This window comes from Kitasatospora sp. NPDC034023, assembly GCF_055575795.1.
In genome coordinates this window covers 105,016-117,120 of sequence record NZ_JBVIRY010000029.1, presented here as the reverse complement: position 1 = coordinate 117,120, position 12,105 = coordinate 105,016, and the positions used below count along the sequence as shown (strand labels likewise).

Sequence of the window (12,105 nt, the reverse complement as noted above, 5' to 3'; positions counted from 1 at the left end):
CGGTGACGGCCATTGCCCGGTCCGGGTCAAGCCGCGGTGGTGAGGTCGGCGCGGCCGAACAACGGCGCGTAGCCGTGGGAAAGGTCGGCGAGGAGACGGTCGTGAGCTGGTCGCCTGCCAGGGCGGCGAGGGCGTAGGAGACGTCCCCGCGGGCGCCGTGAGGCTGGTGTTCAGGGCTCGGGCGACGGCTTCGACGACCCGCATGCGCGCCGACCTGTCACTGGACGCGCTGGAGACGGCGTTGTGGCGGCGGAAGATATTCACCGGCATCCGTCGGACTGGTCGGCGTACTGGTCGTGCTCCGCCGTCCGGTTCCGGCACGGGGGCCGGTGCGCGCACCCCGCGCGACCGGGGCGAACCGCCGCCGACGGCCTGCGGTTCGCCCGGAGCGGATCGTCGTCAGTACTCGGAGCCGCTTCGCAGGTAGGTGCCCGCGGCCTGGAGCCATGCCCCGGGGCTGAAGCAGGCCTCGATCCGGTGGGGCGTGTCCTCGAAGACCCGCAGGACGCGCAGCGCACCACTCGGGTGCAGGTCGTACTCGAAGGTGACGCCGCTGTCCGTGTCGTCCTCGTACTGCAGGTCCAGCGGTCCCTTCGACGGCTCCGCCGGTGCCCGGGCGTCGGTCGAGAGCTTCACGTAGACGGACATCTCTGCGTCCCGCCTTTCCTGTCTGCCCGAGGACTCCGGCCCACGAGGCCGTCCCTCAGGACGCTTCGCCCGGTGGCTCGGGACCGATGCCGGTGGCGATGAGGATCTGCCGTGCCGAGTCGGTTCCGTCGGCCTCGACCGCGCGGGCCATCGCGGCCAGGGCCGCCTCCTGGCTCGCCTGCGGGGGGACGACGAGCAGGCTGAAGTGATCGCGGTCGCCCCGCGTGATGATCACGGTGTCGTCGCCGACCGGATACCGGTCGATGTGCACCGACCGGCCGTCGACGACCAGGCGGGCCGGGACGTCGTCCCAGGCTTCCGTGTCCAGGCCGACGCTCGCCACGGGGCCGAGGTGTTCGGTCAACGCGCGGACCAGGCCAGGCAGTTCGGCGCCGATGTCACGTGAACGCGGCCACCACGCGCCGTCGAGCGCACCTTCGCGTGACTGGGTGGTCTCCAGGCGCAGCAGGACCGTCCCCGGCTGCGCGGCCTGCCGGAACCGGTCCGGCAGAAGCCCGTGGTGCGAGGCACCGGTTTCGTCCGACATGGCTCGCCACCTGTCCGTGGACGCGGGCCGAGCCCGCTGAGCGAGGCCCGGCCCTCAGGGCGCTGCGGCTCGGGCCGCCCCGACATCTCCACGGTACTCCGCCCGCGCCGGACCGATCCGGCCGGTCAGGAGAACCGCGGCGGGGGTGCGGGCGTCTCAGCGCCACTCGATCAGGAACAGGGTCGCGTCGTCGCTCGTACGACCGCCCCGCTTCTCCTTCAGGATGTGGGAAAGCGCGCGCACCACGGCCCGCACCCCGTCCTGCGATCGCTCGACGCGGTTGACCCAGTCGATGAGCTGTTCCTCCCCGAACTGCATCCCGCCGGCCTCGCGCTCCTCGACCAGGCCGTCGGTGAAACCACAGGACCCGGTCACCGTGCCGCCGTCCAGCGCCGCGCGAGGGCCGCTCACCTGGTCTCGGCGCGTTCGTCATGCCGCACCAATGCTGAGGACGACACGGCCGCACCACTGCCACCCGAGGGCCGACCGTGCGGACCGGCTCCCGGTTCGGGCCGAAGTCGGCGGCCGAATGCACGACGACCGTCTCGGGCGGCGCGTGGGTGCCGGGCACCGGGCAGGGCGATCGCCCACCGCAGTACGGAAGCCATGGCGACCTCCTCACCGCCGAGCGTTCGGAGCCCTCCCGCCCCACGGCGGGCGGCCCGACGCCGAACAACCTTGACACCGAGCCACTGAAGCTCTACGAGTGAGGGAGAGGGGTTTGGCCCAGGAATCCGCTCGTGCGGGAGGAGGCCCCGCGATGGCTCGCTCCGTCGGTATCGATCTGGGCACCACGAACTCCGTCGTCTGTGTCCTGGAGGGCGGCGAGCCCACCGTCATCCCCAACGCGGAAGGGGCGCGCACCACCCCGTCAGTCGTGGCGTTCGCCAAGGGCGGCGACGTGCTGGTCGGCGAAGTCGCCAAACGCCAGGCCGTCACGAACGTGGACCGCACCGCCCGCTCCGTCAAACGCCACGTGGGCGACCCGCACTGGCGCTTCCCCGACACCGGCGACGTCGAGGGGAAGCGGTACACCGCGCAGGAGATCTCCGCCCGTGTACTGCAGAAGCTCAAGCGCGACGCCGAGGCCTACCTCGGCGAGGACGTCACCGACGCCGTCGTCACCGTCCCCGCCTACTTCAACGACTCCCAGCGCACCGCCACCAAGGAGGCCGGGGAGATCGCCGGCCTGAAGGTGCTGCGCATCGTCAACGAGCCGACCGCCGCGGCCCTCGCGTACGGGCTGGACAAGGAGAGTGACCAGACGATCCTGGTCTTCGACCTCGGCGGCGGCACCTTCGACGTCTCCCTGCTGGAGATCGGCGAGGGCGTGGTGGAGGTGAAGGCCACCAACGGTGACACCCACCTCGGCGGCGACGACTGGGACCAGAAGATCGTCGACCATCTCGTCCAGCAGTTCAAGAACGGTTACGGCATCGACCTGTCGAAGGACAAGATGGCCGTGCAGCGGCTGCGTGAGGCCGCCGAGAGGGCCAAGATCGAGCTGTCCGCGACGAGCGAGACGACGATCAATCTGCCGTACGTCACGGCCTCCGCCGAGGGCCCGCTGCACCTGGACGAGAAGCTCACCCGCGCCCAGTTCCAGCAGCTCACCGCCGATCTGCTGGAACGCTGCAAGACCCCGTTCCACCAGGCGGTGAAGGACGCCGGGATCAAGGTGTCCGGCATCGACCACGTCATCCTCGTCGGCGGCTCGACCCGTATGCCGGCCGTCACCGGCCTGGTGAAGGAGCTGACCGGCAAGGACCCGCACAAGGGCGTCAACCCGGACGAGGTCGTCGCCATCGGCGCCTCCCTGCAGGCCGGTGTCCTCAAGGGCGAGGTCAAGGACGTCCTGCTGCTCGACGTCACCCCGCTGTCCCTCGGCATCGAGACCAAGGGCGGCATCATGACCAAGCTGATCGAGCGCAACACCACGATCCCCACCCGGCGCTCCGAGATCTTCACGACGGCCGAGGACAACCAGCCGTCCGTGCAGATCCAGGTCTTCCAGGGCGAGCGCGAGATCGCGGCGTACAACAAGAAGCTCGGCATGTTCGAGCTGACCGGCCTGCCGCCGGCGCCGCGCGGCCTGCCGCAGATCGAGGTCACCTTCGACATCGACGCCAACGGCATCATGCACGTCGCCGCCAAGGACCTCGGCACCGGGAAGGAGCAGAGGATGACCGTCACCGGTGGCTCCTCCCTGCCCAAGCAGGACATCGAGCGCATGATGCGCGAGGCCGAGCAGCACGCCGAGGAGGACCGCCGCCGCAAGGAGGCCGCCGAGACCCGCAACCAGGCCGAACACCTCGTCTACTCCACCGAGAAGCTCCTCCAGGACAACCCGGACAAGATCCCCTCAGACGTCACGTCCGAGGTCAACGAAGCCCTGGCGGACCTGAAGGACAAGCTCAAGGGCGAGGACACCACGGCCATCCGCACCTCGATGGAGCGCGCGGCCACCGTCGCACAGAAGATCGGTACCGCCCTCTACGCCCAGGCCGGCGGCCCGCAAGCCGCGGCCGGCACCGGCCCGACGCAGAGCGGCGATGAGGAGGAGGTCGTCGATGCGGAGATCGTCGACGACCAGACACCGAAAGGAGCCACCGGATGAGCCGGCCCGCCGACCCGGGCCGGGGCGACCGCCCTGGGGGGCGTCATACGTGACAGCGGCCACCCTCCAGCCGCGACGACCCGGCCCCGCTCCGACAGGCCCGCAGCGAGATGTGGTGCATGACGTCGGCGAACGGGACGATCAGGCGCAGTCCCGGCTCGCGTGCTCCGGTGATCCGGCCGAACCGGAAGACGACCCCCTTCTCGTACTGGCGGACGATACGGATCGACATCGCGAGCCCGATCAGGACCAGGATGACCAGCACCACCAGGACTGCGATCACGGCAGTCCTTTCGGCTTCCTTCGACTGCGGACCTGCGTCGACAGCCAGGTCCGGGAAACGCGTCGCCGCGAGCAGAGCGACCGGGAGGCGCGGGACCGGTTTTCGGTCCTACCGTGAGCCTTCCCCGCATCCGGTGCCGTTGACAGGGCCGAACGGGCCTGCTCCTGTCGTGACCGGCCGCCCAAGTGCAGGATCCTCTGCACCGACAGGTTGGCGATGGCGCCCCCAGGACGCAGCCGTCGCCGCAATGCGGACCGGATCGGGGCGGGCCGACGAACGCGAGTAGCCGTCGCCTCGCCCACAACCACACCCGGGGGCGACCATCCGCAGGCAACGCGTCGCACCCGAGTGGGGAGTACACAGCATCCATCCACCCCCCGGCTCGTGCCGATGCCCCGCCGCTGCGCCACTCGGCGTGGCACGACGGAGAGAAGCGGCGGCTCCGGCTTCTCCGGCATCGCAGCCGAGCACCGGGTCCGCCCGCGGACCACGAATCCCATCGAGACACCGCCCGCCACGGTACGGTTCGAACACGGACCGATGTCCTACCCGCTGTTCACCGGCATCCGTCGGACTGGCCGGCGTACTGGTCGTGCTCCGCCGTCCGGTTCCGGCACGGGGGCCGGTGCGCGCACCCCGCGCGACCGGGGCGAACCGCCGCCGACGGCCTGCGGTTCGCCCGGAGCGGATCGTCGTCAGTACTCGGAGCCGCTTCGCAGGTAGGTGCCCGCGGCCTGGAGCCATGCCCCGGGGCTGAAGCAGGCCTCGATCCGGTGGGGCGTGTCCTCGAAGACCCGCAGGACGCGCAGCGCACCACTCGGGTGCAGGTCGTACTCGAAGGTGACGCCGCTGTCCGTGTCGTCCTCGTACTGCAGGTCCAGCGGTCCCTTCGACGGCTCCGCCGGCGCGCGGGCGTCGGCCGAGAGCTTCACGTAGACGGACATCTCTGCGTCCCGCCTTCCTGTCCGCCCGAGGAGCCCGGCCCATGAGGGGCGTGCCTCAGGACTCTTCGCGCCCGGGACCGATGCCGGTGGCGACGAGGATCTGCCGTGCCGAGTCGGTTCCGTCGGCCTCGACCGCGCGGGCCATCGCAGCCAGGGCCGTCTCCTGGCCGCCGGGGACGACGAGCAGGATGAAGTGGTCGCGGTCGCCCCGCGTGACGATCACCGTGTCGTCACCGGTACCGGTCGATGTGCACCGACCGGCCCTCGACGACCAGCCGGGCCGGCGCGTCGTCCCAGGCTTCCGCGTCCAGCCCGACGCTCGCCGCGGGCCGGAGTGTTCAGTCAACGCCCTGACCAGACCGGGGAGTTCGGCGCCGACGTCCCGTGACCGCGGCCACCATGCGCCGTCGAGCACACCCTCGCGCGACTGTGTGGGCTCCAGACGCAGCAGGACGGTCCCCGGCTTCGCGGCCTGCCGGAACCGGTCCGGCAGAAGTCCCGGGAACACGGCACCGGTTTCGTCCGACATGGCGCGCCACCTGTCCGTGGACGCACGCCGGCCCCGCCGGGCGAGGGCCGACCAAGGGAACGGCGGCCGGGCCGCCCCATATCCCCACGGTACCCCGCCCGTACCCCGCCGACCCGGCCGGTGGGGACAGCCCGCGCGGGGTGCCGGCCTCTCAACGCCATTCGATCGCGAACAGGGCGGCATCGTCGCTCGTGCGACCCGCTGCTCGATGAGCGGTCCCGGAGACGTGAGCCCATATCCACGGCGAGGAGCGGAGCCCCGGCGTCTAGGAAGCAGGCTCGCCCCAGTTGACGCGTTCTACGGCATGAGGCGGGAACGACACCCGAGATCCGTCCGCCTGAGTGACGTGCACCCATCCGCGCTCGTCGATGCGAACTATGCCCTTGACCGACTCGCCCAGCGCGACGCCGGGGCTGACATATCCCGCCTCGTGGGCCAGATGCACCGTCCCGGGGTTCGCTTCGAGGCTTGCCATGACCCGATTGTCCAGGTCCGATCCCGGGTCCGCCACCGGAGCCCTGTCGTGCCGCGCACCCGTCCGACCCTCACGGCCCGCCCCCAGGGGACCCGGTGCCCACCCCCGTGCCCTGGTCAGGCCGGGCCGCCGTCCGGTGCGCCCGACCGCATCCGAGCGGAGCGCTGCGGATGCGTCGGTGCCGGTGCGGGCATTGGCCGGGTCGGGCGCCGCGGTCATCAGCCACTCGGCGGCGGCCGAGGCCCCGTCCTCGGGGGAATTACCAGGAGCTCCAGGCGGAGCGGGACGAAGGAGCACACCATCACCTCGTCCGCGTCCTGCTCCTGCTCGAACCATCCGACGTGGATGACGTGGCCTTCGACGGGACCCGCCGGGGGATGACCAGCCGATGTGTCGGATTCACGGTGACAGGTGTGATCTCCCCCCATGTGGGGCCAGTGCTGCCGCCAGCGGGGGGAGTTCGTGCAGGAGGTCGTGCGAGCGGGGCCGCCGGGCGCCGTCCAGTCGTCCCGGGGTGGCTCCTTCCGGTGTCAGTGAGAGGCGCACCGGCGGTTCCGGCCCCGGTGGCTGGGCAGCGGTGGGATCGGAGGCCGCCCGGTCATACCGAACACCCGTCCTGGACTCGTTGTTGTGGACGGCCTGGTGCGGGCGCCTGGCACCGCAGGAATCGCGCAGGTCGTCGACGGTGAGTCCTTCCACCGTCGGCTCCCTGCCTTGCCTCAAGATGGACCGGCGAACGTCTCACCAGCACCTCCCCTGTCCCGGCATGGCGCCGGCCCTGACCCGCGGCACTTCAGCCAGGCAGGATCTTGCCGCTGTCGGGTGCGGCCCAAGGTATTTATCGGATGACGGTCAAACATGAGCGTGCGGTAATTTTTGAAAAAGAATTCATGTGCAAGAGGTGCTCGGATTCCAGCAGCGCGGAGTATTCTGGAAAGTGCCGGGAGAAGTAACCGGTGGGACGATCGCGAGGAGGCGAATATGTGGATCAATGAGGCAGGATTCCTGGATCCGCGACTCGTGATCTCGCGAGTGTCTGCCCTTTCGGCGGGAAGATCATAGGGTTGCGGGGGCGTGGATTCAGATCCTGTTGTCCCGGCCGGTGTTACGTTTGCGCAGGCCGGAAAGGTCACCTCCGCAGCAATGCGGGGGCGGCCTTTTTTGTGGGGCGGTCGAGTGTAATGGTCTGCGTGGGAGGCCGGTGGCTCCCGTCACTACTGCCTGTCGGTGGACGATGCAGAATTCCTTGATCTGGAGGCCGACCGTCGCGGCCGCGCTGTTCCGAAGAGCGACATCGGGGGCTCTGGAGCGGAGGAAGTCTCATTGTCCTGGGTGAGCGGATCACTTTCGATCTCCCGCTCGCGTGCTGGCTCTCACGCGCTTCTCACGGATTGGGTGTCATGGGGTGGCATCAGGCGTCATGGAGGTTGGACGTGAAGGGCCCTGACCTGCGAGGCTTGGACTGGTGGACATTGGTCGGACATCCGTCCGACCGCTGGGGGTCAAGGGGTCGCAGGGTTCAAATCCTGTCGTCCCGACTGTAAAGTCGCAGGTCAGAGGCGGTTTACTCGCGTAGAGTAAGCCGCCTTTTGGCGGTTTTCGGACGCGGCATATCGGGCAATTGCCGCTATTGCCATCCTTCGATTGCTGGGATGTATCGCTGTTTTTCCTGTGGTGCGAAGGTATCAATCCCTTTCTGGAACGAATGCATGAACTCGGGCGCTGTGGCGCACTTGACCGCCCGAAAAGCGGGGTCAAGTGGGTAACGCACCCCTGAATGGGGCACGTTGACGGTTGATCAGCTGGGGGTGCTTTGGCGAGCGAAGGCGTCTTCCCGAGGGACTTGGATGCGCTCCGTTACCAGTGGCCGGGGATCTTCCCGGCGGCGCGGAGCTGCTCGGCGAGGTGCTTGGTGAACGCTTCGCCAGCCTTGGTGAGTTCGCGGAGGTCGGGGTGGAGGTAGCGCTGGGTGGTGGTGCTGTCCTTGTGGCCGGCGATCTGCTGGAGCATCGAAGGCAGGATTCCGGCGTCGGCCATCCAGGTCAGGCCGGTGTGGCGCAGGTCGTGGTGGCTCAGGTGCTCGTAGCCGAGGTTGCGGGTGACGTCGTTCCGGTGGGTGGCGTCGCGCAGGACGGCGGTGCTGATGCGGCCACCGCGGGGGCCGGTGTAGAGGCGGGCGTTCGGATTGCCGGGTCGCTTCGAGGCGGCAGATGATCAGTGGGCGCAGTGGTTCGATGATCGGGATGTAGCGGGCGGTCTTGCCTTTGGTGTGTTTGTCGACGAGGCCGCCGGGTGCGGGGGTGGTCTGCCGTCGGCAGGTGAGGAGCCAGGTGCGGACGTTGATGTCGCAGGCTCGGACTCCTGAGACCTCGCCGATGCGGGTGGCGGTGCAGGCGCCGTGGATGACGACGTCGCCCCAGCCGCGGTAGTCGCCCCAGCCGCGGTAGTGGTTGTAGGAGGCGTCGATCAGGGCTTCGGCGAGTTCGGTGAGGGCATCCCAGTCCCGCAGGGCGAGAAGGCGGGGGTCCAGCAGTTCGTCCTCGGCCTGCTGGTACTTCTGCTGCCAGCCTTTGACGTGGGCGGGCGCGTGCTCGATGAGGCCGTCCATGACGGCCTGCCCGAGGATGCGGTAGAGCATGGCGAGGGTGTTCTTGATCGTTGAGCGGCCGCAGCCCTCCGAAATCCAGCTGTCGACCGCGTTGGCGATCGTGCTGGTGGTGACCAGGCTGACCGGAAGGTGCCCGAGGTCGGGCTCGATCCGGTGGTGCCATCCGGCCAGGTAGGGGATATGGGTCGTGGTCTCAAGGTCGGCCAGGATGGCCGGGAGGCGGCGGTCGACGTACTCCGCCAGCGGCATCGAGGGCAGGGATGGGAGCAGCGGGCTGCCGGTGGCGTCGGCCAGAATGGTCAGCCATTGGGTGACCAGCGCCGGGTCGAGCCCGTTGCGGACGGCCTGCGCCAGGAAGTCGGCCCAGGCGTGCGTCTGGGCCGGGGCGACCGATGGCGGGGGCGTTGGCATCGGCCGGGGCATGGGTGCCTGGGTGAGGCGCGCGGTGCGCGACGGCCGGGCGGACTGCGGGGTCGGTTCTCGGGCGGGCGCCTTCGGTGGTGATGTCGATGTACTCATATGGCATAGTCGCGCTGAACCTGGCTTGACTGCTTGATGCCGTCATGGTGTCATCGCGGCATGCTGTACCAGACACCGGCGCTGCAGGAAGCCGATCAAGCCGTTCTGGACGAGATCGCGCAGATGCGCGACCGTCTGCGCCTGCACCTGCGCACACCCCGGCGCTGGGAAGGCCAGCTGAGGCGTAACCTCACGGCGCGGGCCATCGCCGGGTCGAACACGATCGAGGGCTACGCGGCGAGCGTGTCGGACGTCGAGGACATCATGGTCGGCGAGGCACCGATCGATGCGAACGACACCGTCGCGGTCGAGATCGAGGGCTGCCGCCAGGCGATGACCTACATCCAACGCCTGGCCGACGCCAGCGAGGACTTCGAGTACAGCAAGGGGTTGCTGAACGCGCTGCACTTCATGATGCAGGGCCACCACCTGCTCAAGCGGCCCGGCTGGTGGCGCACCGGCCCGGTCTACGTGACCTCGGCCGAGGACCCGACCATCGCCGCCTACACCGCACCTGGCGCCGATCAGGTGCCGGAGCTGACCGCCGAACTGGTGGACTGGCTCAACGAGGGCGACCTTGAGACCCCTGGTCTCGTGCGAGCGTCGATGGCACACCTGAACCTGGTCGCGATCCACCCATGGCCGGACGGCAACGGGCGGATGTCCCGCGCCCTGCACACCCTGGTCCTCGCCAGAGAAGGGATCATGGCGCCCGAGTTCTCCAGCATCGAGGAATGGCTCGGCCGCGCCCGCAACACCTACCGCTACTACGACGTCCTCGCTGAGGTCGGCGGCCCCGTCTGGACCCCCGACCGCGACACCCTGCCCTGGGTCAGGTTCTGCCTGCGCGCCCACCACCAGCAGGCCCAGAGCGTCGAGCGGCAGGTCAACACCACCCGAGACGTCTGGACCGCCCTCGACGAAGCGATCGAGCAGCGCGGCTGGCCCGACCGCATGCTCTACGCCCTCTACCCCGCTGCCATGGGCAACCGCCTGCGCCGCGCCACATACCAGGCCGATGCCGAAATCAGCGAACAGCAGGCCCAACGCGACATCCGTGAACTCGTCCGCGCCAGCTGGCTCACCGCCAAGGGCGAGGCCCAGGGCCGCTACTACACCGCCGGCCCGGACCTGCCCGAGGAAATCACGCGCGGAGTTCGTGAGCCCAGGCCGCTGCGTGACCCCTACGCGTGACTCAGCAGGTGCGGGGGACGCTCGAGCTCACCAGCGTCGGCCTCGGATCTTTCCGTTGCCGGGCCGGTACGCATCCTTAACGATCTGTGCGAGGTCGTCCTCGCTGAACATGCGGTGGCTGCCGATCTGCCGGTGAGGGATGCGGCCGGCGGCGGACTCCGAACGAAGCCAGGCGACGCCCACGCCCAGGCGCTTCGCGGCTTCCGTGACGGAGTGCAGCAGGGGTTCGTCGCTCTTGGGCGTGTCGTTGGCTGAGGGACCTGTGGGCTTGTGCTTGGGCTCGGGCAGTCCGGTGTGCACGTTGAGCGCGGCAGCCTCCGCGGCGGCGAGGAGCACGCCGAGTCCGCGCAGGCGAGCCGCGTCGCCGATTCCGTCGTTGGGCCCGGGCAGGCCCAGGGCGCGGCGGGCCTGTGTGGCCGGATCGTCGGAGGGCAGCAGAAGGGAGGCGAGTCGATAGTCCTCCTCGGTCATCGGAGCGTTGGCCTCGAATGCCTTGAAGAGTCGTAGTCGTTCGGTCTGCAGCGCGCCCTTGTCCAGGCTTCGGATACTCTCGCGCAGTTCTTCCCAGCCCGTGTGGGCCTGTACGGCGGCCAGAGCGTAAGAGGTCACATCCGTGCCCGGGTTGGCCTTCACCCGGCGGTGCTGGTAACAGACGTCCATCCCTGACTCGACCGGGACCTTGCATGGGAAGCCGTAGAACGAAGCGACCGGTTCGGGACAGCGCGGCCTGTCACGGGCGAGTGAACGGTCTGTTCCTGCCCGGATCTGGCGGATCTGCTCCGCCGCGTTCTTCAACGCCGGATTGGGGACACCCCACGCCTTCGCGGCCTCCAAGGGGCTGAGGTGATCCAGCCTGCGCATGCGCTCCATCGGCGTTCCTGCATCGCCCATGGGCCGTCCTCCGTGGTTGTCAGAGGTCGTATCGTTCCCGTCGCGTGATGCTGCCGTCCGGAGCTGACCGAGCTTGGTCGGCATATGCGTGAGGGCGCCTGCTCATAGTTCGTGTTGGTTCGTTCTCCAGCGAACCCTGCTCGTGGCGTGGGCAGCGGTGCACCGGCAACGACGCACTGGCCGAGCGATCACGTTCTGTGGCTGATGGGTGGTTGACCGTCGATGGCGTTGCGATAGCTCAGACGCATAGAGGGCCCCGCCTCCGCTTCCACGCTCAGGGCGCTACGGGTTCGGCCCACGCGCCCGTCGCCCAGCGCGCCGACGGCAACCACCGGTCGGTGACCGTCCATGTCTCGGACAACCAGGTCGACAGGCCGGTCCATGGTCCAGTTGTCGAGACCGATCCAGCGTTCGAAGCAGCGGACGCGAGTGCTGCCGTCGGGTACGGTGATCGGCAGAGCCGGGTCCGGGCCGCCGACAGCATTGGCGGAACCAGCCACGGTAGATACTTTCCCCGCCTTCCGGGGGCGCGTCAGTAGCGTGCCCACCAGCGGAACTCCACACCTGCCGCGAGCCCAAACGACCTTCTCCACTCCACGCTCAGGGTTCTCGCCAATGAGGCGCTGGCTCATGACCCGCCGACTCATCGGCGAGAGCACACCGACCTGGCACGGAAGATGAACCTCGGAATCAGGGTGAAACGCCCAGTGAGCCTCGCCGCCGTCGACGGTCCCACCACGTCGGCATCCGGCCCGGGGATGCTGCCGTTCATCACCAGAGGCTCTGCAGATCGGCCTGGAGCGACCCGCGTGCCGTTGTCCGGCGGGTGCCCGAGTGCGCCCGGAAAGCG

At 69.2% G+C, this 12,105-nt stretch carries 12 protein-coding genes and 1 pseudogene; 2 read left to right on the top strand and 11 right to left on the bottom strand.

Going from position 1 to position 12,105, the window contains the following annotated elements:
- Nucleotides 1–399 precede the first annotated feature (399 nt).
- The 3 genes and pseudogenes from ACZ52R_RS31635 to ACZ52R_RS31625 form a co-directional block, all read right to left on the bottom strand.
- Nucleotides 400–648, bottom strand: a complete 249-nt coding sequence (locus ACZ52R_RS31635; protein WP_465626264.1) for a hypothetical protein — start codon at nucleotides 646–648, stop codon at nucleotides 400–402.
- A gap of 55 nt (nucleotides 649–703) precedes the next feature.
- Entirely contained in the window at nucleotides 704–1,195 is a 492-nt protein-coding gene (locus ACZ52R_RS31630) for a DUF5994 family protein (RefSeq protein ID WP_465626266.1), read from the bottom strand.
- A 156-nt stretch (nucleotides 1,196–1,351) separates the two neighbouring features.
- Nucleotides 1,352–1,552 (bottom strand): annotated as a pseudogene (locus tag ACZ52R_RS31625) (SpoIIE family protein phosphatase); the annotation flags it as partial.
- A 403-nt stretch (nucleotides 1,553–1,955) separates the two neighbouring features.
- Here ACZ52R_RS31625 and dnaK point away from each other — a divergent pair.
- Nucleotides 1,956–3,812 (top strand): molecular chaperone DnaK, encoded by a 1,857-nt coding sequence (dnaK, locus tag ACZ52R_RS31620; RefSeq protein ID WP_465626268.1) that lies wholly within the window; start codon nucleotides 1,956–1,958, stop codon nucleotides 3,810–3,812.
- Between the two features lie 43 nt (nucleotides 3,813–3,855).
- Here the strand turns inward: dnaK and ACZ52R_RS31615 are convergent, their stop codons facing one another.
- The 6 genes from ACZ52R_RS31615 to ACZ52R_RS31590 form a co-directional block, all read right to left on the bottom strand.
- Complete coding sequence (locus ACZ52R_RS31615; RefSeq protein ID WP_465626270.1) at nucleotides 3,856–4,095, bottom strand: SPFH domain-containing protein; 240 nt, start codon at nucleotides 4,093–4,095, stop codon at nucleotides 3,856–3,858.
- A gap of 695 nt (nucleotides 4,096–4,790) precedes the next feature.
- Nucleotides 4,791–5,039 carry a hypothetical protein gene (locus ACZ52R_RS31610; protein ID WP_465754569.1) on the bottom strand — a complete coding sequence of 83 codons (249 nt, stop codon included), beginning with the start codon at nucleotides 5,037–5,039 and terminating at the stop codon, nucleotides 4,791–4,793.
- Between the two features lie 55 nt (nucleotides 5,040–5,094).
- The gene (locus ACZ52R_RS31605; protein ID WP_465754568.1) at nucleotides 5,095–5,568 is read right to left on the bottom strand and encodes a DUF5994 family protein; all 474 of its coding nucleotides are present in this window, start codon (nucleotides 5,566–5,568) and stop codon (nucleotides 5,095–5,097) included.
- Nucleotides 5,569–5,833: 265 nt separating this feature from the next.
- Nucleotides 5,834–6,043, bottom strand: a complete 210-nt coding sequence (locus ACZ52R_RS31600) for a hypothetical protein (RefSeq protein WP_143685673.1) — start codon at nucleotides 6,041–6,043, stop codon at nucleotides 5,834–5,836.
- A 399-nt stretch (nucleotides 6,044–6,442) separates the two neighbouring features.
- Nucleotides 6,443–6,589 (bottom strand): DUF5994 family protein, encoded by a 147-nt coding sequence (locus tag ACZ52R_RS31595; RefSeq protein WP_465754576.1) that lies wholly within the window; start codon nucleotides 6,587–6,589, stop codon nucleotides 6,443–6,445.
- 1,252 nt (nucleotides 6,590–7,841) lie between these two features.
- Entirely contained in the window at nucleotides 7,842–9,062 is a 1,221-nt protein-coding gene (locus ACZ52R_RS31590) for a hypothetical protein (RefSeq protein ID WP_465754567.1), read from the bottom strand.
- Nucleotides 9,063–9,230: 168 nt separating this feature from the next.
- On the opposite strand from ACZ52R_RS31590, the gene ACZ52R_RS31585 reads away from it, so the two are divergent.
- Nucleotides 9,231–10,364 carry a Fic family protein gene (locus ACZ52R_RS31585; RefSeq protein ID WP_465626279.1) on the top strand — a complete coding sequence of 378 codons (1,134 nt, stop codon included), beginning with the start codon at nucleotides 9,231–9,233 and terminating at the stop codon, nucleotides 10,362–10,364.
- A gap of 27 nt (nucleotides 10,365–10,391) precedes the next feature.
- On the opposite strand, the gene ACZ52R_RS31580 is transcribed toward ACZ52R_RS31585, so the two are convergent.
- Both ACZ52R_RS31580 and ACZ52R_RS31575 read right to left on the bottom strand, forming a co-directional pair.
- A complete protein-coding gene (locus tag ACZ52R_RS31580) occupies nucleotides 10,392–11,255 on the bottom strand; it encodes a helix-turn-helix domain-containing protein (protein ID WP_465626281.1) in 864 nt (287 codons plus the stop codon).
- 188 nt (nucleotides 11,256–11,443) lie between these two features.
- Entirely contained in the window at nucleotides 11,444–11,755 is a 312-nt protein-coding gene (locus ACZ52R_RS31575) for a hypothetical protein (RefSeq protein ID WP_465626283.1), read from the bottom strand.
- Nucleotides 11,756–12,105: the final 350 nt, after the last annotated feature.